The sequence below is a fragment of the Leptolyngbya sp. 7M genome (assembly GCF_018128485.1).
Genome location: NZ_CP070897.1, coordinates 5,176,359 through 5,200,464 on the forward strand (window position 1 = coordinate 5,176,359; position 24,106 = coordinate 5,200,464).

At 49.3% G+C, this 24,106-nt stretch carries 25 protein-coding genes and 2 pseudogenes; 18 read left to right on the top strand and 9 right to left on the bottom strand.

Annotated elements, in window-relative coordinates; translation table 11 throughout:
• Window positions 1–321: 321 nt before the first annotated feature.
• Together JVX88_RS26980 and JVX88_RS26985 are read left to right on the top strand one after the other, a co-directional pair.
• Entirely contained in the window at window positions 322–819 is a 498-nt protein-coding gene (locus tag JVX88_RS26980; RefSeq protein WP_211621672.1) for an aldo/keto reductase, read from the top strand.
• The gene (locus JVX88_RS26985) at window positions 819–1,169 is read left to right on the top strand and encodes a hypothetical protein (protein ID WP_211621673.1); all 351 of its coding nucleotides are present in this window, start codon (window positions 819–821) and stop codon (window positions 1,167–1,169) included. The genes JVX88_RS26980 and JVX88_RS26985 overlap by 1 nt, the downstream gene beginning before the upstream one ends.
• A 50-nt stretch (window positions 1,170–1,219) precedes the next feature.
• Here the strand turns inward: JVX88_RS26985 and JVX88_RS26990 are convergent, their stop codons facing one another.
• Window positions 1,220–2,464 (bottom strand): FAD-dependent oxidoreductase, encoded by a 1,245-nt coding sequence (locus JVX88_RS26990; protein WP_410503733.1) that lies wholly within the window; start codon window positions 2,462–2,464, stop codon window positions 1,220–1,222.
• Window positions 2,465–2,671: 207 nt separating this feature from the next.
• Between JVX88_RS26990 and JVX88_RS26995 the strand changes: the two genes are divergently transcribed.
• From JVX88_RS26995 to JVX88_RS27020, 7 genes and pseudogenes are all read left to right on the top strand, one after another.
• Window positions 2,672–3,553 (top strand): SRPBCC family protein, encoded by an 882-nt coding sequence (locus tag JVX88_RS26995; RefSeq protein WP_211621674.1) that lies wholly within the window; start codon window positions 2,672–2,674, stop codon window positions 3,551–3,553.
• 205 nt (window positions 3,554–3,758) lie between these two features.
• Window positions 3,759–4,154, top strand: a pseudogene (locus JVX88_RS44440) (PCRF domain-containing protein); the annotation flags it as partial.
• 31 nt (window positions 4,155–4,185) lie between these two features.
• Window positions 4,186–4,482: a hypothetical protein gene (locus JVX88_RS39160; protein ID WP_263975265.1), complete on the top strand. Its 297-nt coding sequence runs from the start codon at window positions 4,186–4,188 to the stop codon at window positions 4,480–4,482.
• The gene (locus tag JVX88_RS27005; RefSeq protein WP_211621675.1) at window positions 4,421–4,954 is read left to right on the top strand and encodes a methylated-DNA--[protein]-cysteine S-methyltransferase; all 534 of its coding nucleotides are present in this window, start codon (window positions 4,421–4,423) and stop codon (window positions 4,952–4,954) included. The genes JVX88_RS39160 and JVX88_RS27005 overlap by 62 nt, the downstream gene beginning before the upstream one ends.
• Before the next feature lie 139 nt (window positions 4,955–5,093).
• Complete coding sequence (locus tag JVX88_RS27010) at window positions 5,094–5,885, top strand: DMT family transporter (RefSeq protein ID WP_211621676.1); 792 nt, start codon at window positions 5,094–5,096, stop codon at window positions 5,883–5,885.
• Window positions 5,886–5,999: 114 nt separating this feature from the next.
• Window positions 6,000–7,535, top strand: a complete 1,536-nt coding sequence (locus JVX88_RS27015; RefSeq protein ID WP_211621677.1) for a S8 family serine peptidase — start codon at window positions 6,000–6,002, stop codon at window positions 7,533–7,535.
• A 317-nt stretch (window positions 7,536–7,852) separates the two neighbouring features.
• Window positions 7,853–8,431 (top strand): DedA family protein, encoded by a 579-nt coding sequence (locus JVX88_RS27020; protein ID WP_211621678.1) that lies wholly within the window; start codon window positions 7,853–7,855, stop codon window positions 8,429–8,431.
• Between the two features lie 61 nt (window positions 8,432–8,492).
• On the opposite strand, the pseudogene JVX88_RS44445 reads toward JVX88_RS27020, so the two are convergent.
• A pseudogene (locus tag JVX88_RS44445) lies at window positions 8,493–8,606 on the bottom strand (IS982 family transposase); the annotation flags it as partial.
• An 85-nt stretch (window positions 8,607–8,691) separates the two neighbouring features.
• Between JVX88_RS44445 and JVX88_RS27025 the strand changes: the two are divergent.
• Complete coding sequence (locus JVX88_RS27025) at window positions 8,692–8,889, top strand: hypothetical protein (RefSeq protein WP_211621679.1); 198 nt, start codon at window positions 8,692–8,694, stop codon at window positions 8,887–8,889.
• A 374-nt stretch (window positions 8,890–9,263) separates the two neighbouring features.
• Here the strand turns inward: JVX88_RS27025 and JVX88_RS27030 are convergent, their stop codons facing one another.
• The gene (locus tag JVX88_RS27030) at window positions 9,264–10,295 is read right to left on the bottom strand and encodes a tetratricopeptide repeat protein (protein ID WP_211621680.1); all 1,032 of its coding nucleotides are present in this window, start codon (window positions 10,293–10,295) and stop codon (window positions 9,264–9,266) included.
• 395 nt (window positions 10,296–10,690) lie between these two features.
• Window positions 10,691–10,825, bottom strand: coding sequence for a hypothetical protein (locus JVX88_RS41145; protein ID WP_263975266.1), 135 nt, complete (start codon window positions 10,823–10,825; stop codon window positions 10,691–10,693).
• A 25-nt stretch (window positions 10,826–10,850) separates the two neighbouring features.
• Here JVX88_RS41145 and JVX88_RS27035 point away from each other — a divergent pair, with 25 nt between their 5' ends.
• The 4 genes from JVX88_RS27035 to JVX88_RS27050 all read left to right on the top strand — a co-directional run bounded on the left by JVX88_RS27035 (window position 10,851) and on the right by JVX88_RS27050 (window position 14,131).
• The gene (locus tag JVX88_RS27035; protein ID WP_211621681.1) at window positions 10,851–11,315 is read left to right on the top strand and encodes a PPC domain-containing protein; all 465 of its coding nucleotides are present in this window, start codon (window positions 10,851–10,853) and stop codon (window positions 11,313–11,315) included.
• 991 nt (window positions 11,316–12,306) lie between these two features.
• Window positions 12,307–12,507 carry a hypothetical protein gene (locus tag JVX88_RS27040; RefSeq protein WP_211621682.1) on the top strand — a complete coding sequence of 67 codons (201 nt, stop codon included), beginning with the start codon at window positions 12,307–12,309 and terminating at the stop codon, window positions 12,505–12,507.
• The gene (gene csx10 / locus JVX88_RS27045) at window positions 12,504–13,667 is read left to right on the top strand and encodes a CRISPR-associated RAMP protein Csx10 (RefSeq protein ID WP_211621683.1); all 1,164 of its coding nucleotides are present in this window, start codon (window positions 12,504–12,506) and stop codon (window positions 13,665–13,667) included. Before JVX88_RS27040 ends, csx10 begins: the two co-directional genes overlap by 4 nt.
• Window positions 13,664–14,131, top strand: coding sequence for a hypothetical protein (locus JVX88_RS27050; protein WP_211621684.1), 468 nt, complete (start codon window positions 13,664–13,666; stop codon window positions 14,129–14,131). The genes csx10 and JVX88_RS27050 overlap by 4 nt, the downstream gene beginning before the upstream one ends.
• Here JVX88_RS27050 and JVX88_RS27055 read toward each other — a convergent pair.
• Window positions 14,120–14,788, bottom strand: coding sequence for a peptidylprolyl isomerase (locus JVX88_RS27055; protein WP_211621685.1), 669 nt, complete (start codon window positions 14,786–14,788; stop codon window positions 14,120–14,122). The two genes, JVX88_RS27050 and JVX88_RS27055, sit on opposite strands and share 12 nt — an antisense overlap.
• Before the next feature lie 148 nt (window positions 14,789–14,936).
• Complete coding sequence (locus JVX88_RS27060; RefSeq protein WP_211621686.1) at window positions 14,937–15,815, bottom strand: calcium-binding protein; 879 nt, start codon at window positions 15,813–15,815, stop codon at window positions 14,937–14,939.
• On the opposite strand from JVX88_RS27060, the gene JVX88_RS44450 reads away from it, so the two are divergent.
• The 3 genes from JVX88_RS44450 to JVX88_RS27075 all read left to right on the top strand — a co-directional run bounded on the left by JVX88_RS44450 (window position 15,807) and on the right by JVX88_RS27075 (window position 18,040).
• On the top strand, window positions 15,807–16,022 hold the full coding sequence (locus JVX88_RS44450; protein ID WP_211621687.1) for an AAA-like domain-containing protein: 216 nt from the start codon (window positions 15,807–15,809) through the stop codon (window positions 16,020–16,022). The genes JVX88_RS27060 and JVX88_RS44450 overlap by 9 nt on opposite strands.
• A complete protein-coding gene (locus JVX88_RS27070; protein WP_211621688.1) occupies window positions 16,009–17,544 on the top strand; it encodes an AAA-like domain-containing protein in 1,536 nt (511 codons plus the stop codon). Before JVX88_RS44450 ends, JVX88_RS27070 begins: the two co-directional genes overlap by 14 nt.
• Before the next feature lie 142 nt (window positions 17,545–17,686).
• Window positions 17,687–18,040, top strand: coding sequence for a DUF1257 domain-containing protein (locus tag JVX88_RS27075; RefSeq protein WP_211621689.1), 354 nt, complete (start codon window positions 17,687–17,689; stop codon window positions 18,038–18,040).
• Between the two features lie 93 nt (window positions 18,041–18,133).
• On the opposite strand, the gene JVX88_RS27080 is transcribed toward JVX88_RS27075, so the two are convergent.
• The 3 genes from JVX88_RS27080 to JVX88_RS27090 all read right to left on the bottom strand — a co-directional run bounded on the left by JVX88_RS27080 (window position 18,134) and on the right by JVX88_RS27090 (window position 22,530).
• The gene (locus JVX88_RS27080; protein WP_211621690.1) at window positions 18,134–18,751 is read right to left on the bottom strand and encodes a hypothetical protein; all 618 of its coding nucleotides are present in this window, start codon (window positions 18,749–18,751) and stop codon (window positions 18,134–18,136) included.
• Between the two features lie 213 nt (window positions 18,752–18,964).
• Window positions 18,965–20,515, bottom strand: coding sequence for a cytochrome P450 (locus tag JVX88_RS27085; protein ID WP_211621691.1), 1,551 nt, complete (start codon window positions 20,513–20,515; stop codon window positions 18,965–18,967).
• Window positions 20,516–20,796: 281 nt separating this feature from the next.
• Window positions 20,797–22,530, bottom strand: coding sequence for an ATP-binding protein (locus JVX88_RS27090; protein WP_211621692.1), 1,734 nt, complete (start codon window positions 22,528–22,530; stop codon window positions 20,797–20,799).
• Between JVX88_RS27090 and JVX88_RS27095 the strand changes: the two genes are divergently transcribed.
• Window positions 22,521–23,768 (top strand): hypothetical protein, encoded by a 1,248-nt coding sequence (locus JVX88_RS27095; RefSeq protein ID WP_211621693.1) that lies wholly within the window; start codon window positions 22,521–22,523, stop codon window positions 23,766–23,768. The two genes, JVX88_RS27090 and JVX88_RS27095, sit on opposite strands and share 10 nt — an antisense overlap.
• Window positions 23,769–24,106 lie beyond the last annotated feature (338 nt).

A 24,106-nucleotide genomic window follows, 5' to 3' on the forward strand; every position in this document is an offset into this window, starting at 1 on the left:
AACTCGCCTACGCGGCTTACTCAGCTAATCAGGATAGTCGGTGCAGGGCGCTTGACGAAGCTCAGCCGAGGCACCAACTTAGTATTGCAAGCACAAGGTATCGATCCGGATGCGATTGATTGAACCCTTAGCTCCACAAATCCACCATTCCTAACTCATACTGAGTCTATCTATAAATTGATTCACTTTATCTTGTCATGGCGCAGGATCTCAGTTAATCAATGAAGATAGATTGAAACTAGATTGAGTGACAGGTAAAGTTACTTCTGATGACACAAACTTAGCAAACCACCCGGGAATTTATCATGCAGACAAAACAACTTGGCAGCTCAGTCTACAGATTACTCCGATTGGCTATGGTGCTGGGCAATTGGCGGTGGTAACTGGCAGTTTGGCTGGAGGTCACAAGATGATCAGGATTCGATTGCGGCAATTCAGCGGGCGCTAGACTTGGAGCGAAATATTGGCGTGATTGTTTACTCGCCAATGCAATCGGGATTACTAACTGGGGCAATGACCAAAGAACGGATTGCCAATTTACCAGACAACGACTGGCGCAAAACCAGCACGGAATTTCAGGAACCGCGCCTATCGCGTAATTTGAATCTAGTTGAATTGCTGCGACAAATTGGCCAGCGCCACGGACGCTCACCCGCTGAAGTCGCCATTGCCTGGACATTGCGGCATCCAGCTGTGACGGCAGCAATTATGGGTGGACGCAACGCCAAACAGGTGGACGGAATCATTGGGGCCGCAGAGTTTCGTCTGCGTGAGGCGGAACTAGACGAGATCAACACATTCCTGCATCAAAATCCTTAATGGGAGAAACAGTCCACCATTACCTGACAAACACACTGCTGGCTCCTGGCCCTTGGCATAGCTTCGGAGAAACACCTCCACGGGCGACGTTTCGCTTGAGTTATACCCTGAAGCAGGCGCAGCTCAATTTAGACATCGCGGAGGTCAACTGGCAGACCTCTGAACAAGAGGAACAACCGGCTATCCTGTTTGCCGCCAATTTCGACCATCTGCTCCAAAGCAGCACCTCAAGCGGGCGATTGCAAGAGTTGAACCGAGCGATTGACCGTTGGCCAACTTACCTTGAAACCTACCACAATCTAGTCAACTCAAGGTTTCTCCAGCCCGAACAAGCGGTTAGTCCCGTTTAAGCCCCAGTTGTTTAAGCCCCAGTCGTTTAAGCCCCAGTTGCAGACCCAGCTCAAGATACAGCGATTGATTCCGCTTCAAACCAGGTGCGGTCGAATTTACAGCCCAAGTGCTGCTGAATCCGCAAAATATCCTGTTCAGCATTGCCCAAGCAGGTAGTTGCTCCGGGTGAAGGCGTAATATTGAAGCGAATGCCATTACCGGGATCGATCTCGGCCTGCCCTAAAATCAATTTGCGTTGCGTCCGATCAATCAACTGAGGGCGCACACCGCCTACACCTTGGGCAAATTCCAGATCTTCTAGCTGCAATGACGGCACAATTTTGCGAGCATCGTTTAGGAACAAACGCCGATTCACGACCGGCATCTCGAAAGCGATATTTTTGAAAATATAATTGCGAATATCGCGTACCTTAAACAAATCCCACAGAACACCCGTCACGGTCTGGTCAAGCTTCAGCACTTCCAGATAATCAATCAGCGTTTGTAGATTATGACGCTCTAGTAGCGGTAAGGGCAGTGCTGTCGGACCAAAGCGAGTTTTGTTGGGCATGGTGATGTCTGGATCACCGTGAATTGCCGCAAAGGGGAGTTTATCGTTCTGTACCGTGTAGACCTTGCCGTTGAGCACTTGGGGCGTGAAGTAGAAATTGCCCGCAATGGGCAGACAGGCATACTCCAAGCCGATGCCCATGCGATGAGCAAACAGCAGACTGTGGCCTCCTGCCGATACCACCACGAATCGAGCCAGCATTGTTTCTGCAGCGGTTGTAACTCGGTAGTTCTCGCCCACTGGCTCAATCGTCTGTACCGGATAGCCCAATTTCAAATCCACAGTTTTGTCGCTAGTTCGCGCCTGTTCAATAAACGATTGGGCTAATGTACCATAGTTAATCGCCGTATACTCATCCAGCACTGCAAGGGCAACTAATTCTTCCGGTCGGTCTTGTCCATTTACCTTGACTACACTGGGTTCTATAGCGGCAATTTCGGCCTTGTCTAAAAGCTGCATGCCGGCAAAATGGGGCTTAAAGGTTTCGTAGCGCTGCCGTAGGAACTCACATTCCTGAGCACCAACACCCAGCACCATTTTGGGAAAGCGGTAGATAATCTGGTCTCGCTGAGCTGGAGGCAACTGTTCGGCATAGCGTACTAACATCTGAGCCGAGCGACGCACCTTCAGTGCCTTCTCAAGGCTGTAGTTGGTTTCAATGTCACCACAGTGAATCGTTTGGCTATTGTTCGTGGCTTTAGAATTAACTGACGCAACTTGGGAATACTTTTCTACTAGCGCCACTCGCTGCAAATCGGTGAAGGTTGCTAGGGGGGGGCCGAGTTTGTAAATTCTTACAAACTTTTAGAGATCCATCCGCCGAAAGGATTTGTGTTGGGTGAGGGGGTGTTGTTAACCGAGGATAGCGAGTTTCCTCAGCCAATGGGGACACGTACAGAATTTATTATTGAAGATATACCCGATGGGTGTATGCTTCGTATAATCCATATATTGGAAGATGAAGATATGGTGGATGAAGATGATTTTGAGTCCACCGCTAGCGCGTGGAAAAACACTTTTGAGGGACTGCGCCGATACTTCCACTACAACTCGGTGGAAACCTCCTCGAATAGTTCGGAATCCACCCCGCCTTCGGGTTTTGATAGCCGATCGAGCGAGCCCACTCCATCTCAGCCCTCATCAAATGGGGTTGACGGGGGATTTAAGGAGACAGAGTCAAGCCTTGATTCTTCAGCGCAAAACACTCTCACAAAAAAAGAGACCGAATCGCAAGCAACAACTTCATTACCGACCAATGAAACAACACACGGTCAGGCCGCGGATCCGAAAATTAAAAAAACCGATAACCCAAAACTTCATCGCTCCGTCGGAGAAAGCAAAGTCGCATCATCACCGGTTAATGCAATGGCGGAAGGCGATATTACTCGTTATCGTGCACAGATACGGGAAGAATCGTTCGGAATATCGCCCGAGGAAATGTTCGACATCCTGCTCAAACCATCAGCGGTCAAAACCTGGTGGGGTGCAACTTCGGTGACCATAGTCCCGGAGGTCGGTGGCATTTTGTCAGCGGTGTGGGGAAATGAGGATGAGCCTGATCGTCATCTTCAGGCAAATATAATCGAACTGGAAAGGCCGGAAAGACTTGTCTTGAAGTGCTTGAAACATAGCTCATACGGAAAAGATCTACCTTTTAATTTTGCTGATGATGCGGTGACCATCTTTCAAGTAAAACAAAATGGAGGTGAATGTACGCTCAGAGTGGAGCAGACGGGTTTCCCGTGCGTGGGAGAGGCAGATCAGCTCTTTTCGGAATGCGGAGACGAATGGAAAACAATCTTTGAGAGTATTCGGAAATTCACCGCTCATTAGAAAAGAGATCTGTGATGGCATCTCAAGTAGATTTCCCAATGTTGCGCTCCCGTATTTGCTCTTGGCGTGCAACGAATCAGCCCTTTGCTTTATTAAATCGAAATTATGGAATTAAGTGATATTCACGAAAAACACGAAGCGATCAAAGAGAAGGTAAGCCAGCTCGGGAGGTTTCTTTGACCGCCCGACGAAAGAGAAAGAACTCGCGCGGCTGGAACAGCAGATATCCGATCCTAACTTTTGGAATGATCAGGCAAATGCGCAAAAGATCGTTCAGGAGCGTAGTAGGGTAGAAAAAGCTCTTGAAAAACATAAAGGTTTTGAGATAGGGATCTCTGATGCAGAGGTCCTCTTTGAATTCGCCGCAGAAGATGCAGATTCCGCAAAAGAACTTGAATCTCTGATCCTTCGTTTGGAAAAAGAGGTTAAAGATGCTGAGGTGGAATCTCTGCTTTCCGGTGAAACTGATGCCAACAATGCGATCTGCTCCTTGCAGGCGGGTGCGGGCGGAACTGATGCTCAGGACTTTTGTCAGATGCTTTTGCGGATGTACCTGAGATGGGCAGAGAAACGCGGGTTCAGGGTTGAACTTTTAGACGAACATAGACAGCTACGCAGATATGGAAGCCACCGTGGCTCAGTTAAAAACCCTTCCCGGAATTGGCGACTGGACCGCTCAGTATATTGCGATGCGGGTGTTGGCCTATCCCGATGCCTTTCCCCACACCGATCTGGGCCTACGACGCGCCCTAGGCGTTGGGCGACCTGAGCAAGTATTACAAATCGCCGAAACCTGGCGACCCTGGCGAGCCTATGCCGCCATGTACCTTTGGAAATCCCTAGAGAAGCAAGCAGAGGAGCAAGCAAATGCCCTTAACGTACTACCGCTGGTTAGAGAGTCCTGTAGGCTCGTTGCTGCTGACATCTAACGGTCAATCTCTCACCGGCCTATACTTACAGGGGCAGCGGTATTTTCCGCAGATCACCGCCGACTGGCACGAAGCCGAACGAGTCGCTCCCTTTGCCCAAGCTGAAGACCAGTTGGCCGATTATTTTGCCCACCAGCGCCAACAGTTTGACCTGCCTCTTGCTCCTCAAGGTACTGCGTTTCAAAAACAGGTCTGGCAATATTTACGCCAAATTCCCTATGGGCAAACCATTTCCTACGGTAGGCTGGCACAACAATTAGGGCAACCTACCGCATCCCGTGCAGTCGGAGCCGCCAATGGCCGCAATCCCATTTCAATTATCGTGCCTTGCCATCGGGTGATTGCCAGCAACGGTAAGTTAACCGGCTATGCCGGTGGATTAGATCGCAAGCAATGGTTACTACAACACGAACAGGTAGCGCTTGCAGCTCATCCTCCTGAACCGGTTCAGACGTCTCTGACGTTGTTTTAAGTGCGGTTAATCTGCGGCTTAAGGTAATTTCAACATCCATTCAAGCATCCACATCGGCAGCGATCACCGAAGCCTAGACTATTCGGCTGAGTTTGGTAGGCATCACAGCCGGCAACCAGAATCTAGAACAGGATTGATTATGAAAATCTCAGATATTGCTGAACTTTTGTTGCTGGCAGCCCTGTGGGGTGGTTCATTTCTGTTTATGCGGATTGCTGCCCCTGTGTTGGGTCCAGTTTGGCTGATCGAATTCCGCGTCCTATTAGCTGGTCTTGTATTATTACCGCTGCTGCTGCGATTAAATTATTTACACCAACTTCGTCAAAACTTAGTTCCACTTTTTGTGGTAGGCAGCATCAATTCAGCAATTCCGTTTTTACTGCTAGCCTTTGCATCAGTATCGCTTCCTGCCGGATTTACTTCGATTTTGAATGCTACGGCCCCTTTGTTTGGTACAATTGTCGCCGCAGTTTGGCTCAAGGAAAGATTAACCCCGACTCGCATGGTTGGCTTTGGTTTGGGATTTGCCGGTGTGGTGATCTTGATTGGAGTGCCACCCATTGCTGCGACACCGACGTTTCTCGTGGCGGTACTAGCTGGATTGTTGGCAGCTCTAATGTATGCGATTGCAGCCCCTTACATCAAACAAAATCTAGCAGATGTTCCCTCACTTGTTGTCACCACTGGAAGCCAACTCGCTGCAGCAGTATTACTTTTACCGGCACTGCCGTTTACCATTCCTCAACAAACACCGTCTTTTACAGTTGTGATAGCGGTGATTGCCCTGGCTCTACTATCAACTGTTCTTGCCTATATTCTCTATTTTCGCCTGATTCAAAATGTTGGCTCCACTAAAGCCCTAACAGTCGTCAAATTGGCTTGGCAAATCAATAGTCTTTCAGACCAAGATGTCCCTATTGTCTCACTCTGACTTCAGGCAGAAACAGAGAGTGATTTTGCCCAAACGGCTGCCGATGCCGGAGATTGGACTAAAGCGCAACAAGCCGCCGAGCAAGCCGAGCAAGCCGCAGATGTTTTAGAGCAAATGGCACCCGGTTCTCCTGAAGCACTCTTGGCCCGCCAAAACACAGATGAAGCCCTAGAGGCTGCTTGTTTTGTGGCAGGCACCCTGGTATTGACTCCCAGCGGTTACCGAGCGATTTCCAGCTATGGTGCTGGACTGGATATTGTCGCACCGGGTGGTACATCCGCACAGCCGATTGTTTCTACGGTTGGCGCTGGTGTGGGTACGATGGCCGGTAGCTCGATTGCGGCAGCCCAAGTGACCGGAGCGATTTCTCACGTCTGGGCGGCGAATCCTGACCTCAATTATCGTCAAGTCATCGAGATTCTCAAACGAACGGCGATTGATATCGGGGAATTGGGTTGGGATGCTGAAACTGGAGCCGGATTATTAAACCTGACTGGGGCCGTCAGCTTGGCCAAACTGGTTGAGCCAGAATCCTACACTCCGGTTGCATGGGTCGCTCCCTCGACTTGGAGTGGCGCAGGCTATGTGACGGCAAGTGAGCGAGCAACCGATGGTGAAAACGGCTTCAGGTCTCGTGTGACGGATCAGGATGGCTCGTATGCCGACATTTTCTACGACCATTCGGGTCAGCCAGTTGGGCAAGATGCCTACAATGCAGCAGGACAACTCATTTATTCAGAACGGGGCCATCGCGGCACCTACTTCCATTACATGCCCGATGGCAAACTCGTGGTTTTACATGTTGAGAGTTTCTACTACGATGAAGAACGCCTGGTGATCCAACCAGTTGAGGTAGTCTTTGTTGACAATACACCCGATGATCTGTCAGATAACCCAAGATTTCGGATTGTCTATACCGATAATCCAACCGCCCAACCCGAGCAAGTGAATCTGCCGACGAATATTGGCACTTGGGATGGCGTCTCGTTCGATTTCATCTCGAAACAGTTGTCCTTCTATTTCAAAGATGAACAAGCGAATCGTCATAAAGTTACGATCTGGTACGATCAGCGCAAAGCCGCTTGGTACAATCCTGTAACCGCTCAATGGCGAGATGTGACGCCACCTGCTCCGACATCCACACCAGAGCTACCCAGTGCGCCCGAACCTGGTCAAGGCAAGGTTCCCGAAACCGCAGGAGCCTTTGACAAAACGGTGGTGAGCAATGAAGTCACCACGCATTATTACACAAACGGCTATTTAACGGTCCAACCGAATGGCCAAAGTACCTGGTATACCGTGGGCACTGGGGTACCCGTCATCATTCCTCCCAGCAATATCCCCGCGCCAATCGATGGCGATGGTGGTGGTGGGGCTGGAGGCAGCGCTGGTGGGGGTTCGAGTGGCAATCCTGGCAACCCTGATAGCCCGACTGGAAATGATGGCTCAGGCGGTGGCAGTGCAGACGACGGGACTGAAACCACCACAGTGACAGAGAGTCGCACCACAACCGGCACTCCAGTCGCCGGATCAGTTCGCTTCTTCTTCTCCTCAAACCGCACCAAAACCACCCCGACTGTCACCGAGCGCGAGTTGATTCAAAAGCAACGAGTTTTAGATCAGCGTTTTATTGGCGTTCGTCAAGTTTAATCTGTGAACATGCGGGTGGGTCTAGGCTCACCCTTTTCCTATGGAATATTGCTGAGCGTAAGTCCTACTAAGTAGGTGAGCATAATTAAACATAAAACCCAAAACCCTGCGCCGCCCGCGCAGGGTTTTGAATCTGGTTTTTAATTATGCCGAGGTACTTAATGTCAATTCTTCGGTTTCAGCCCGTGAGATATAGTCACAAGTTGAGCTAGTTCCTTCCTAGGGTCAGCCGCCGAACTGCCCACCGGCGGACCTATTGAAGACCATTGTTCGTCACAATAGCATGGTTACCCCCTCTAGGAAGGATACGGCCCTACATGCAGCTTGGTTACCTTGGAATCATTGCCCTGATGGTGTTTTCGCCGTTTCCACCTGAGCTATTTATACCTCTGGCTGGCTTTTGGGTAGCCCAAGGGCACCTCAATCCCATTGGGGTAGTGGCAGCCGCTCTGTGCGGGTTCTTGCTAAGCATCTTGCCCTGGTACTGTGCAGGCCGATTCCTAGGTGAGAAGCGACTGCAAAAACTGCTGCAACGCCACCGCTGGTTAGCAGTTCCCAGTCAGGACATTCACAAAGGCAAACATTGGTTCCGTAGGCATGGTGGCAAGGCTGTGTTGATATGCCTCTTCGTTCCAGGTAGCCGTAATTTGATTGCGCTGCCGGCAGGGTTAAGCGGTATGTCCCCTGTTACCTTCTTGGCCTACACCACAGTAGGGGGGATTCTGTGGCTGAGTGGCTTGCTGACGCTGGGTTACTTCCTGGGCGATCGCTATCAGCTTGTTCAGCAGCACTACGATTCCCTATCCAGCCTGATCTTTATTGCTGTGGTTGTGGTGCTTGCGATTTGCGCGATTGGATACTATTGGCAGCGTCGGGGTAGCTTCACCCGTCGATAGATTTTCCGAATTTGAAGCCGTGATCCACTCGCTGGATGACATACTTAGTTAAAGATCAACAGCGTTCCACTCGTTGCCCAATCACGGTTTCTATCAATCGTCGCACTCGTTTGAGTAACACTACCCAGACAGGCTCACGAGTTTCGCGCATGTTGGCGCGCAGGGCAGTCTCTAGCTCAGTAGCATAAGCAATCCCAATCAATACTGGCAATTCTGGCTACCCAGCAGCACACAACAAACTCTAGACCTGATTTCCTCCTATGCCGACTTCTAATAAACTGCCAATTGGAATTTTGCTCAGCCTCAGTACGGCTCCGCTGCTATTGGTGCTCATTGGGAGCCGCGCCCTAGCCAAGATGGTGCAAGACATGGGGCAAACCAGTGAGGAAGTGTTTCGGGGTGAGCGGTTACCCGTGCTAAAAATCTCGCCGTCTCGCTTCGATAATAAGAACGGATAACTAAAGCTCGACGGCCAAGGATCAACGATTAAGAACTAAGGACTAAGGACTAAGGACTAAGGACTAAGGACTTAGAGCCTATCCGAAACCCTCGTAGAGGTTTTGAAATTCAAAAACTCTGATGAGTTTACGGACTTGCAGTCGGAGAAGTTCGGATAGGTAGTTAAGACGGATCACTCAGAACGAAGGATAAACTCATGGGAATGGTTGCCCTTGCTGCGGCTTGGTCTATGGCTAAGTCGGTTGTTGCGGCTGTGTTGGCCTAGGGGCCGAGACGGATTCATTGTGTTTGTACCGTCCGAAGCCAAAATGACAAGCACCTACGAGACGCTACACGCCGCAGGACTGGAGGTGTTAAGTTGAGCAGCTGGGCACTACAAGGCATCGATCATTTGCTGCACTTTCCGCGCTAGCGGTTGATGGTCGATTTGCTCGACTAGTGCTTTTGCCTGGAGGTAGCAGACCCGCGCCTGTTGCTTTTGGGTTAGCTCCAGATAGATGGAGCCAATGTTCAGCAGCACCGTAATTTCGCCGGGACGGTCGCCGGTTGCCTGGTAATGGATCAACGCCTGGGTGTAGAACTGAAGTGCCTGCTCTGAGTTGCCCAGCAGCGCATAGGTAAAGCCGAGATTGTGCAGAGCCGTTGCCTCGCCCTGCCGATCGCCCAGTGCCCGATAGGTGAGCAACACCTGATGGTAGGTCAACAAGGCTTGCTGCGGCTGGCCCAGATCGCTATACACCGAAGCTAGATTGTTGAGCGTGGTAGCTTCGCCCAGGAGATTGCGCGTGGCTCGCTGAATCGATAGGGCCTCTTGGAAATAGTGCAGCGCCTTTTCCGGTTCACCCAGCGCATCGTAGGCAAACCCAATGCCGTTTAGCGTGGTGGCTTCGCCGGAGAAATCACCCAGCATGCGGCGACGCGACAGCACCTGATGGTGAATCAACAGGGCACGTTTCGGTTCACCGAGCCGAGTGTGCAGCAACGCCACCTGATGCAGGGCCGAAATTTCTCCGGGCAGATCGTGAAGCTGCTGGAACAGGGGCAGGGCATGCTGAAATAGCTCCATTGCCTTCGAGAGCTGACCCAAGGTACCATAGGCCGAACCGAGATTAGTCAGAGTGGTGGCAATCGCCTGGATGTGATGGGCCGCTTCCGCTAGATCAAGCGCTTGATGCAGAAACTCCAACGCCTGCTGACACTGATGGCAACTCAAGTAAGCCAAGCCCAAATCGTTGAGCGCATTGCCTTCACGCGCAGAATCCTGCATCTCGCGGGCTAAACGCAAATTTTCTCTAGCTAGATCGAGAAAATCAATATATTTTCCGTTCTTGTAAAAATAAAGCGCTTCGTTGCGCTGCTGATCCCATCTTTGGCCTAAAGTCGATTGGTGCGTCGATTGGTGCATAGAAGAGCTACTGAACTCGCCTAAAAGACAACCCGCTTAGGGTAGAAAGAACTCTTAAAGCAACAGCATACTCTTAAACTGACCTTTAAATTTGCCCGAATCGAACACTTTACATCTTTAGGTAGAAGACAAACCTAAAAAAACTATCAGCTTTCTGGTTAGCTAGTAATACAGGCTCAACTGAAAAGCTGGAAAATTTCCCAAGGCGGTCTGCTAATTCTTGAGGTGATGATAATCGGGGGGATAATAATTCAGAAGGACTGCTGAGATAACAAGCAACCCAAGCATTTATTGATTCTGATTAGAGAGTAAACAGAACTATGCTGTCGTAGGTTCTATCAGTTCTCTTCAATTTTTGACAGCCCATTCCTGAACGAATGCCCTACATCATGTCCCTAACCTGTCAGCACCTGATCAAAACCTATCCAAGCGAGTGGCAGGCCGCCACCGTCCATCCCTTCCTCTCCCAGTGCCGCACGGGCCAGATCCACGCCGACCAGTTCAATACCTGGCTGGTGCAAGATTGCCACTGGTCTGAGTGCAGCCAAATCGACCGTGACGTTTGATGGTGAAATTGCCGAGCACTCGATTGAACTGGCTCCGGAGGAAGAAATCACGATTGATGGGACTGAAGATGTCGATCTCTACAAGGTCGATCTACTCACAGGGCAAAAATTAACCATCGATCTGGATTCGCTCGATCCCGATCCAGAGCAAGCGGGTGCCACCAAGCTGCAATATGCTCAAATCCGTGTGTTTGACGCCAGCGGCAAAGAGCTAGCCAAGACTAGCTTCGATGATTTTCAGGCGGCACCAGATGAGTTATTCAAGGTGTTCAATGATCCGTATCTTCAGTTCACGGCTGAAACCGATGGCGTTTACTATGTCGGCATTAGCCAAATCGGCAACGATTACTACGATCCGACCAAGGCTGGCAGTGGCTCCGGCTGGATCTTCCCCGATTTTGACATCGGAACAGGCGGCAAGTACACGCTGAATTTGAGTGTTACGTCGGCATAACCTGAACCGAGTTTAGATCCTCTCAGCGATGGCGGGAAGTTCCGAATGGGGCTTCCCTTTTTTTGCCGATTTTTAGCTCATTGCCTAAGTTGAGGGATTTTTAGCTCGTTGCCTGAGTTGAGGGATTGTGCAAATTTTGCACAGACTGCTAAATTAGATCAACCCAATTAAGTCAACCCAATCAAACAGTAGATGGAGTGCGGATATCTTGCCCACCCCCAGTGAGATGCTGACACTACGGAGCTTCAAATCACGGAGCTTCAAATCACGGAGCTTCAAATCACGGAGCTTCAAATCACGGAGCTTCAAATCACGGAGCTTCAAATTGATGATGTTGATTTATTTATAAATTGTGCCAATCAATACACCATCCTATAACTTTACAGAAACTTTGTAATCAAGCAATTCTGAGCTAAGCTAGAGATGTTATTTTTATAACTACAGGCACCCAAAACATGCCTAGATTAACTTGTCTGTATAAGCTGCTCTAAACAGAGTCTGTATAAGCTGCTCTAAACAGACCTGTAGTTTCCATCCAGATGGTTACTGTCTAGAATTTACGGCAGGGTGTATGGAATGTGCTTATGCTAGAGCACGAAAGTTAACTTCTCTAGCTGATCAAAAACTGCTCAGCAGTGGTGAAGCGAATTGAGTGTTGAATTACATTAATCAACTCAATCATTGGCAATTTAGTATTGCCCAAATCAACTGGCTAAAGTGTCTGTCCAGAGTATCTTTGCGCAATATAGACTTCGATGAATCAGGCGGGTTGAATTACTTGAAATCAGTAGGTTCAGAGGGTGCATTCAATTATTCTGAGCAGTTTTAAAAGACAAGTCTTGAGGACAGGGCCTAAGAAGTTGTCCTGAAATCATTCTGAAATCATCCTGAAGATTGTCGCATTAATCCACTCAACCGAGCTTTCGCTGCGTAGGCAGTACTTAGGCTTAATTGACACCATCGGACCATTACGACCCAACAACTAGAAATTATGGCAATTAGAATTTCAGCAACTCCGACCATTCTCCGAGAGGAGGAAGGTACCTTTATCACTCTCACTCTCACCTCTAGTGAACCCGTTCCACCGACGGGTTTGGTGATCACCGTCGATAGCGGTGTGCCTAATGCCCTCGGCCAGTTTGATGTATTTGCCACCGAATTCAATAATGAGACTACATCCCTGGAACCGTGATTCGAGGGGCAATTGCTGGTCAAATTCTGCAACAGGCACAAGCAGCAGGACAGATTAATAGCTCAGAAATCGATTTATCTCAGACAGGTGATCACTTCCAAACCTTATTCCTGGATGATCGAGCCGCTGTTTTCCAGAATGCCTATCCTGCCGTTGCTAGAGTAGGGGAAGATGGATACGAATTACGCTCGGCTGAGGTGCGTCTATTGCCAGCCACCGCCCTTAGTTCTAAAACGAATGACGGGTTTAAACCCAAAGCCGGAGTCTTTGATTCCCTGATTGATAGCTTCTGCGCCAGAGAACATGGTCATTTCTATGAACCTCATGATTTGGAAGGCGATCGCGTTGAACCGTTCGGCGGCTTCTACAGTAAAACTGGCAATATCTATCACTCCCACCCGGTCAGCAAGCGACTGCTGACACGAGTTGGCATTAATCGCAGACGTGCTACTGCCCAGGAAGAAATCCTCTACAGCATTGAAGTGTTAAATGAGATCCAGGGGAAAAAGCACCCTCAGCCTATGGTCTACAAAGGTGCAATTCTGATTGAAAATGATGCACTTGCCGAACAACTACACCAGTTCATTGCCCACAACAGTGATCAGTTCCGGCTAGGAGGCTCAACCTCGCGAGGACTTGGCAAAGTAGTCATTGCCACCGCGATCCAAGATCTTGCGAACCCGTCCGGTTTGATAAAACAGCGGATTGATAGTTTTAATCAAAAATTGGCAGAACGCTGGCAATGGTGGCATATCTTCAATGAAGGCATCGCCAACCTTTTGATCAATCGCACCTTTTTTACAATTGACTTACAGTCGGATGCAATCCTGAGTGAGCAGTGGCGACGGACAATGGTGATTTCAGAAGAGATGCTGCGAGAATTCGCAGATATCGAAGACCCGACTCTGGAACTGCATTCTGCCTATAGCAGCTATGATTACCGCTCTGGCTGGAATGCCGCTTGGGGACTACAGAGGGATGTTGAGCTAGTCACTAAGATGGGTGGAGTCTATTTGTTTAGCACTCAACAGCCTACAGTTTGGTATGAAAAATTGGCGGACCTAGAGCTTCGGGGAGTTGGTGATCAAATCTCCGAAGGCTTCGGTCAGGTCCGAATTTGTGACGAATTTCACCAGATAGTTCGGGAGAACCCTGTATGAGTCAAACCCAAGCGCAACAAAAAGAACTTGCGGTTCAGAAAGGCATTCGCCAATCTGAAGACAAGTTAGTGCAATGGATTGAGACTGCTTTGGAAAATGGGGAGTATACAAAATCAGGCGATAAAAAATTAGAAGAGTCACAGTTTCGCAATCTGCTACGGGTTGCAGAAACCACTGAAAGTCCAGAAGTGATCAAAAACTTTTTGCGCTATCAAGTTGGACGGGAAGACAAATGGGGACGGGGAAAAGGTTCCTTAGCTGAAAAAATTATTCACGACATCGATCATAATCTGCGCAACCAGGCTGATGAAATCCAAAAGGCAACAAGCTATGAAAACCTAAATGAAATATGGATACAACTCATACGCCTCTACTTAGGCTATGGCTCACGACGCCTTAAATATCTCAATTACTTGGCAGAATATTCAGGATCTGATCGTAAAAACCAGCAATTAAAGAAATAGTCGAGGAAGTAAGGGATGGACAATAAACTCTTCGACCAAGACTAGATCAAACCCCTGTTCACCCCGCAAGGGACCCAAAACCTGCCCCAACTGAGCGCCAAAAATCGTTGCGGCCAACTCAGGTCTCAATCCCCAGCGGTAAAGTCTGCCTTCAAAGCCACACTTTAGCCGGCGAGATTCATCGATGTCGTAGAGATGGGCAGCTTCGTAGAAGCTGATTTCGCGTTCTTCAATTTGGTAGAACAATTCTTGGGCGAGCTGCTGGTAGGGAACCACAATCCTGTAGAGGGTCACTTGCTCAAAATCTAAGCGGTGTTCGGCAAAATAGGGGTCAACATCCTGAGCGAACAAACGTTCGGCTAACTTGGTGGACAAGAGGCGCTTACGAATTCCAGCCTCCCAATCGGTTGGCGTAATCAACTGGTCTGCCAGCCAAGCAAATGTGGCTGAGGCACTTTCAAGTCGATTTTGATAGCGTTGCCGGTTGGCTTCTGCTTGAATTTCTTCTGGTGTCACCGTGATTTGGCGTTCCTGTGCAGCTTGTTCAATAATTTGATAGCACAGGATCTTTTCACAGATGCTTCTTAGCTGAACTTCCTGCTTCAGAAAGTCAACAATTGCTTCAGGTTGTATCGGGATACCAGAAAAGTTGACCATTACCTCAACACAACATTCTCCTTGCATGGTTAAAACTGCCAGAGTAATATTCTAAACGTCTAGGTGCAATCTATTAAAGATTGAATGAAACACGATCTAATAACCGAATTAAGCAACAAGAAACAACGGCAGTGAGCAAATGCAGTGATCAAATAAAGTCTGTTGCTGCAAGCGTGGTTTTTCCTGCCGCATTAACTGTGTCTAAAACGAGGGCACAGACAGTGCCATTACTGCGAGTGCGAATCAAGGTTGCATCCGCAATGCCATCCTGGTTCGAATCGAATGTGATTAAGACTAGCGATCGAAATGATAAATTCCCCTTGAGCTGTAGCTTATCTCCCTGATCCGTCTTAAAGTCAATCACAATATCCGCCAACCAAGGCGTTGAGGTTTCCGCAGTCAAACCAAAGGTATCAGCACCCAAACCACCCGTCAACCGATCTTGACCAAACCCACCGACTAGGATATCGTCCTTTGCGCCTCCGTTTAAGGCATCGTCTCCCGCTCCCCCATATAGACGATCCTTGCCGCTACTGCCTTCTAGCCAGTCATTGCCCGTCTCACCCAACAACCAGTCGTTGCCACTCAATCCAAAAACCTGATCATCGCCAGCACCAGCTCGAACTCGATCATCGCCAGCCTGACACTGAATTAGGTCATGCTGCTGACTTCCTTGCAATCGGTCACGGCCTCTGGTTCCCTGTACCAACCGTAGGGCATTTGCAGGTAGGGTCGGAGTCGTTGGGCTAGATCCTGTAGCATCTACAGGATCCGTGGTCACGGTGGTATCGACTGTGGGCGGTAGAGTTCCAGAACTAGTGGCAGATGCGCTACCGCTGCTGGCAGTTGCACCGGGAGTATAGATTGTGTCGCTGCTGCTCGTGATCGTACCATCAGGAGCAATGATAGTGGCGCTACTGCTGCTGCCTGCTCCCGTAGGGTCTACAAACGAATTAGAACTGCTAGAGTTACTGCTAGTCGCTGCAAGATTCTGATCGGTTCCTGAATTGTCAGCAGTTTGATTCACTGGGTCACGCTAAACCAACAGCCACAGCTTGCAGGAGCGTTTCACCAAGTCGTAACCGCTATGCAGCCAATTCGCTTATCGATTACGCATGTTTATAAACTCTATAGTATGGGTCTGATTACACGACAGGGAGACTCTGTTGTGCCTCGCTGTGAACTGTATCGGCAATACTTCCAAGAACGGCTTGATCCCTATGCTAAGCGATGATTACTATCAGGTTGGTGGCTCTCTGGAATACCAGCATCCTACCTATGTGGAGCGGCAGGCGGATCACGATCTGTTTCACCACTTAAAAGGTGGGCACTATTGTTATGTGCTAAATTCGCGGCAAATGGGGAAATCGAGCCTGCGGGTCCAGGTGATGAAACGCCTCAAACAGGCTGGAGTTCAGTGTGGATCAATTGACATCACGGGTATTGGCAGTAATGTAACGCCAGCAGAATGGTATGGTGCAATTGTTTCAGAACTGCTGCGGGGATTTGGACTAAGCAGAAAAGTTGATTTTAGAACTTGGTGGCGAGAACAGGAAGTTTTATCTCCGATTCAACGGCTGAAGGAATTTATCGAGAATATACTACTGCAAGAATTCTCTCAGCCAGTTGTTGTCTTTATCGACGAGATCGATAGCATTCTCAAGATTTCCTTTAAAGATGACTTCTTTGCTTTTATTCGTGCCTGCTATAACCATCGAGTTGATGATCCAATCTATAAGCGATTAACGTTTTGCCTACTCGGTGTGGCAACACCCTCTAACTTAATTCAGAATAAAGAACAGACACCTTTTAACATTGGTGAAGCTATTGATCTATCTGGGATTGAGTTAGAACCAGCCAAAGCAGCGCTCTTACCTGGGTTGGTAAATTATGCAGAGCATCCAGAGCGAGTCTTAGCTGAAATTCTTGCCTGGACTGATGGACAACCGTTTCTGACTCAGAAGGTTTGCCGCCTAGTGCAAACGCTGACCAGCCCCATCGCCAGCGGGGAAGAACCCAACCAAATCGCGCAGTTAATTCGCCAGCGAGTTTTGGATAATTGGGAAGCACAAGATGAACCTGAACATTTGCGGACGATTCGTGACCGTGTCTTGCGCAATCCTAACCAAGCCGGACAGTTGCTTGGACTGTATCAACAGGTGCTAGACCAAACGGCTATTGATGACCCAAATGCTGGACTTGTAGCCGACGGCAGTGCTGAACAAATGGAGCTGCGTCTGACCGGGTTAGTGGTCAACCACAAAGGTAAATTGCGCGTTCACAATCGCATCTACGCTGAAATATTTAATCACGCCTGGGTAGAGCAAGCCCTAGCCGATCTGCGTCCCTATGCCCTAGCCCTCAACCTTTGGATCGCGTCGGGTGAGCAAGACGAATCCTGCCTGCTGCGGGGTCAAGCCCTCCTCAACGCCCAGTCCTGGGCTGCAAACAAGTACCTCGGCAGCCAGGACTACCGCTTTCTTGCGGCCAGTCAGGAATTAGCCAAACAGGAAATGCAGCTCTTTCTAGAACAGGAGAAGCAGGCATCCCTAATTCTGACCGCAGCAAATCAGGAAGCAGCTCAACGGATTCGCATCGGTTCCGCCATTCTGGCTGGCTGTTTGAGCTTGGCCGTCTTTGCAGGCATTGTGGCAGCTAGCACGACCTATCGGCAGCGAGAAGCCCGGACCATCTCGTGTCCTACTAAAACGCCATTCCAATTCCAATCCAGACCTGATGTGCTGATAAATCATTAATCAGCCTATTGTCTCTCCCGTACCTACTACTGTACGTGCACTATATGCAGCCAAGTTGGGCTGGCTGTTCTAAACCGGTGGACAGTTAGCCCAACTTCAGTATGCAACTTTCAATTCTTCAGAATCATCCTTGGAGGAACTCATGTCTCATTTTCAAACGCTACGCAGCAAACTCACAGATATTGAGCTACTGAAAACATCCCTGCGAGAGTTGGGCATCACAGTCCAATCCAACACTGAAGTTCGCGGTGCTGGATGTCAACGCATTCAGGCTGATGTTGTGGCTGTGCTAGAGGGTGGCTACGATATAGGTTGGTCTCGCAATTCTAATGGCTCACTCGATCTGGTTGCTGACCTCTGGGGTGTGGCCAGCAAACACAACCTTGCCGAGTTGATGTCCTCGATTAACCAAAAATATATGCTAAGTAAGACATTGACAGCAGTACAGCAACCGGGACTACAGCATGCTAGAGTGCAAGTGATCATGCAAAGCTAACTAAAGAATCGCTAAAAACTAGTTATAGATATAGCTAACGTAACTGAGTATAGCTAGTAGACATAACTGAGCCTACCTCAGTGTTCTCCATCTCTATGCTTGCCAACCCACTGCACTCACCCTCAGCGCTGTTTTCAAGTCTGGAGTCAACGTGATGTTGTAGCTAAAGGGAGACTTCTTTGTTTGATCAATCTGCTGCATCGGAGCGCCGTCCAGCTTGCGGGGGGCAAAGTAGGATAGACCATTCACCCACAGGTTGTTACCGCTCATGCTCATGCCCTTCACCACAAAGCTATTGCTTTTGCCGTTATTAATGGCTGACAAGTAAACTGCTGATAGCAGCTTGCCGTTAGCTGGATCTAACCGGGCGACTACCGCAACCTTGGGACCGCCCCCGTTTCCATAACTGCGCAACCACGGTTGAGTTGCTCCTCCGCTCACTCGACGAAAGTCTTGGTTCGGCTGTCCCTGAGTCCCATCGATGCTAAAGGCGGCATACAACTGCTTGCCGTTGTAGAACAAGCCGTAGCCCCGACCGTCAGCGCCGGTAGTTTCATACTTGGTGTTGGCCCACTTTAGCCTACTGCCTTCATACGCTAGCACAATCGGATCCTGGTTGAGTTTGGTTACTTGGTTGGTGCCAATGAATAGCGTCATTCGCCCTACAGTGATCCGAGCTGCCCCACTAGCAGCGGCGGCTTGAAAGCTCATATTGCGGGTCAACTTGATCGTTCGATCTACAACTGATGCTGCTGAGCGCCTTGTGCTGGAACGAGTTTCAAGCAGAGAATTGCTCAGTTTAGAGCGACCAGAGACTGACGTTTCCAGAGCCACCGATTGATGGATTGAACTGTTTGAATAAGGTACTCGAACCATAGCTAAGACTGTAAAAGCGGTTGAATAGTTTAAATAAACACTCTGCTTTTAGAAAGAGCAGTTAGAAAATGGCAGTAGCAATGTGATCTGAAACAAACAACAGAAAAGGATTTTATGAGAATCAGGACATTGATTTCGAATGAATTTATCAGTTACTTTGCTACAGTAATCCTTTGTAGAATCTGAACGGGGTGCAGGGGTTCCACCCCTGCGTGGGGGCGCTGCCCGCAGTTGCAAATTGCCTGGAGGCACAAAGGTAATGCCACGGCGGGCTGGACGGTGTATAGGCTGGATGGGTCGCGTTGAAGTGAACTGGTAATACCGCATCAGGGTGGCCAAAATTAGCTTCATTTCAAACAGGGCTAGGGCCATACCAATGCAGCTACGATTGCCGCCCCCAAAGGGGAAATACTCATACGGCGACAGTTTGCAGTTCAAGAAGCGCTCTGGACGGAATTGGTCGGCCTCTGGATAGGTCTGGGCACGGCGGTGCGCTAAATAGATACAGGGAACCAGAACAGTACCCGGCTCAAACTGATAGCCCTTCAGCTTAATCGTTTGCTTTACTTTCCGCGGCTGGGAGATCAGCGCAATTGGATAAACCCGCAATGCTTCTTTACAAACTGCCGTGAGATAGGGTTGTTGGGAGAGCTGAATCGGATCGATATCCGTCGGCAGGTGTTCCAATTCGCTGCGCAAGCACAACAGTACCGCTGGATTTTGGTAGATCCAGTAAAAGGCCCAAGTTAAGCCTGATGCCGTCGTTTCATGGCCCAATAGCAGCAGGGTCATCAGTTGATCTCGCAGTTCCTGATCGCTGAGGGGCTGATCTTCACTGTCGCGGGCGGCAATCAGCAGCGAGAGGATGTCCGTTGGCTCTGACGGCTGATCTGGCGGTTCAGATCGTTCCGTCGGTTCGCCTGCCATCCGTTGCCGTCGTTCGGCAATTTCGGCATAGAGCAATTCGTCGATCTGCTGACGCAAATGCACAAATCGACCCCAGGGACTCCAACGACCCAAATCCTGCTGTAAGGGCGGCAAAAAGAACTGCACCGAATAGAGGGGCGAATTCACCCACTCCAGCAAGGTATGCAGCAATGCCTTCAACCGCGTATAGCGTTGACCGAGCTGCATGCCAAACACCACCTGCAGGATGAGTTCTAACGAAATCTCTAGCATCTGCTCTTGCACCGAGATCACCGATCCCACCGACCAAATGGCCGCCTTTTGTTGTGTGATGGTGCGAATCAGCTCACCGCAGCGAAACAGTCCTTCTCCATGCAGAGCGGGCATCAAGAGCTGGCGCTGTTTCTGGTGGCTGGTCCCGTCTTGCATAATCAGGGACCGATCGCCGGTCAGGGGCCGAAACACATGGGTAACTTTGCCTAACTCAATTTGATCTGCCAACTGGGTATAGATCGCCTGAATCGCCCCTGGATCGCTGAAAAACACAACCGGCGGCGAATTAGAACCGAGCACACGCAAGGTAAACGCATCGCCATAGCGCTGAGCACAAGTATCTAGAAAACCCGTTGGGTCTGCAATCATATGGAGCGTTTGCAGCAAGGCTGGCGTAGTAGGACCTTCTGGCAGTTTCATCACTCGGTTCCAAGCTCGATGGTGAACGTCGATGGAGGCACAGCCCTATTGTAGGCACACATATAAGCCCACTATTAAGCCCACCATTGCAGGCACACTGTTCTTTCACCGTCGCCTACTGACTCACAAGCTAGCACAGGGGTCGCAATGATTCGTTACCTGATTTCAATCCTCAGGTCGGCTGAAACGGCCAAAAACCGCGCTGATTCATCGTACAATTGCAACGGTTGAAACCCTCACGGTGAGAAGGTTCCGGGTCTAATCCCAGCTTTCCTGCTCTTTTAACAAAGCGGATTTAGCTTGGCTGATTCGTTCTCACTAATGCGTAGTCCTAGCCATGTAAATCCAGCCTGAGAAGCTAAACAAAATCGCCGATCTGGTTCATCCACCTGTGAAGACCAGTGCTGCCATTCCTGAATAAACGTTGTATCATCCCCCAGTAACCATATATCAAAGCATCGTAGCAAAGCAGATTCAGCCGCTGCTATTAAGCCAGCATCTTCCAAATCGCCATAGTATGTACAAGGCGCAGCGCACTCTTTGCAGCCTGAATGGCGCATTAATGCCAGCGACTCTTCTCGAAACAGCTTGATTGGACTCAACTTCCGATGAGATAACTGTTGCTTGGCATTGTCTACTTGTACCAATACCGCTTTGCCAATCCGATCATTATGAACAACACTCATACCCGGAGCAAGCAGGTTTAAATACCGCTGTTGCTCTTCATTCAAATTCAGTGCTGATCCTACAGCCATCCGGTCATCGCCAGCGACTAAACGATGTACAATCTTCAAGTTTGTGATCTTAAGAACTTCTGGGGCGAGTTTGGTAGGAATCTGATCGGCCACGATGAAACCCTCACCGTAAGCCCGCATTTCTGCTAGCAGATCCGTGAACATCTCTACAGCCTTGCTGCGCGGATCTCCATGTTCTGGCGAGGAGGCACCTCCTCTAGCGGCCAATAGGCGGTGAGCTTCTTCTACTAGGGTAAGATGCTGCAACTGTTCTATGCGACTAGCGGGCTGATAGCGTTGGCGAACCTCAGCATACTCATGCAAAAGTACCAGCAGCAGCGCCATCATGAACGCCTTCTCTTCATCATCGCCCAAGTGCTTCAGCTCAATCACGGTAGGATGTTGAAACAATTCCTCAGCCGGAGTCGATCGCTGAGTATTCAAGGTTTCCCCCTTACTACCGAGAATCAGTCCTTGTAGACGGGAGCGCAGGGCGGCACCTAAATTTTGATGTACTTCCTGGGCATATTTCTTGCGTTGGAGGACCACCTCGATCTGGTCGTGCAGGTCTTGAAGCGTTGGCATCAAGGCGGCTTGCTGAGCTAGTGTAGGCTCCTCTGGCAGAAAACGGTTGAGTCCTGTGCGTAAGCTCCAGCCGCGCTCTGTGTAGACGCTAATCAGTGCCTCTTCTAAAACTTGGTGCATACCGCCGTACATAGAAAAAGAGGCGTTGAATACGGCTTTGAGTAAATCGATGTGTAATCCCAGAGGTGTGCCCGGTACCGGAGCTAAGGGATTGAGGCGCAGGGGTCGCGCATTTGCACTACCAGGGGAATAGACTCTCAATTCTGCAAGCATTGGCAGCCCAGTTAGCATCCGGTATTCTGATTTAGCTGGCTCAATCACTAAAAAGGGAACTCTAAAATGCTCATAGGCATTCAGCAAAAGCTGCATACAGGTATTTGTTTTGCCATATCCCGGTAAACCCGTAACAAAAACATGTTTATTCAGCGTTCCGCTATCAAGTTTGAGTTGTCCTACGACTTGGCCCGTTGCATCAACTATCTGTCCAAGTGGGATCGTGATTTCTTTAACTTCGGGAACTGTGACTCCGAAGCAGGCTGTCTCCCGTTGGGGAATACCCGGAATTTCGCGTTGAGGCAGATTTATAAGGGTTCCCAATTCGGCTGCTGTGGTGCAGGTAAAGAGACCACCCCAAGTATTATCAAGCTCAGGTTGATGAGCTGGCCGGCCAACTCGCCCAGAACGGGTTGCAATCACCTCAGGTAGACGATTCGTTAGCAGAACTGCGCAGCCTCAGCCAGCAATTGATTGCAGAAAATCCATTTGCAGGAGCAAATCAGGAGAATGCTTGGGCTGCTGTACAGCAACACCTACGAGCAAGAACGGAAGAACCGTTCGCCAGAGAAGCATTTAGTCGGTTCTGGAGTGCGACCCATTTAGCCGAACAGGGATGGCAGCAGGAGCTTGCTTTTTGGGATGACCAAATCCGTCCCTTGGTGGAAGCTAACTACTATCGTCGGGTTGATCAGGCAGGCAGAGCCGTCGATTATTTCTGGCTGATCGATCTGCCATTTGTGACTCTGTTCGCGACCGATATTTTAGCCCGCACGCTCTCTTTACGATATCGAAATCCTAATTTAACCTGGCTGAATGTTGGTTTGCGGCGCTGGTACGACCTATTTTTACTGCTTCCCTTTTGGCGATGGCTACGAATTATTCCGGTTGCTTTGCGGCTGTACCAGGTTGATTTACTGGATCTAGAACCGATCCGCACTGAGGCGCAGCGAGATACGATTGTGCTAGTGGGAGCTGATCTAGCCGGTATTGTTGGGATTCAGCTGATCGAGCAAATGCAGACTGCGATTCGGCAAGGCGATTTGCTAAGTTGGTTATCCTCTTTTGAGGATTCCAATCATGATTCCAACCGTTTGCTTAGTGATTCTGCTGATCGTCTATCGAATCCTGAATCGGATCATGCCCCTAGTCAAAATTCTGATCAAGATTCGCCCAATACTCCCCCAGCCCTTGTTGATCAGCAGGAGATCGCGGCAATTGCAAATCACCTGTATGATGTCGGATTACACCAGATTTTGCCCCGAATTCAGCCGGACCTGGAGGATTTGGTACAACACAGTCTGACTAACACCCTAGAGCAGGTGCCAGGATACGCTCAGTTAAATCATTTAGCTGGGTTGGGTCGCGTTTCAAGCCAAATGGTACAACAGCTAGCCAATTCAGTCGTGCACGGTGTCTATCACACTATGACTGGAGTTTTACTGGATCCAGAAGGCAAAGAAATCACGGCGCGCTTACAGCGAAATTTACGCATCGCAATTGTTGAAGAGCTAGGCCAGGATCATGCTACGCAGGAAATTCAAAATGAGCTGGTGAATATCCTCGAAAACATCAAACAGAATTACGTTAAAGCTGTGGTGGAAGCTAGTGGCGAAGAATTAGCAGAGCGAACAGAGGTATTGCATCGGCAAATTCGTTAGTGCCAATATTAAGCAAGTCAACCTGATTAAACAGTAGATGCAGTGCGGGCATCTTGTCCGCGCCGAGACATTTGCACTACGGATCTTCAAATTTGTTGCTCTAAGTACCTCGGCATAATTAAAAACCAGATTCAAAACCCTGCGCGGGCGGCGCAGGGTTTTGGGTTTTATGTTTAATTATGCTCACCTACTTAGCTAGTATCAATGTTGGAGCTAAATGTTAGCACCCATCACAGATGAACCTGGACTCAGTTAACTGATTAATCCCTAGATATCTCATTTTCCTTTGCCGCAAGTTCTCCCAGCTTTGGGCTCCACCATCCCTTAGTGGTTTGAAA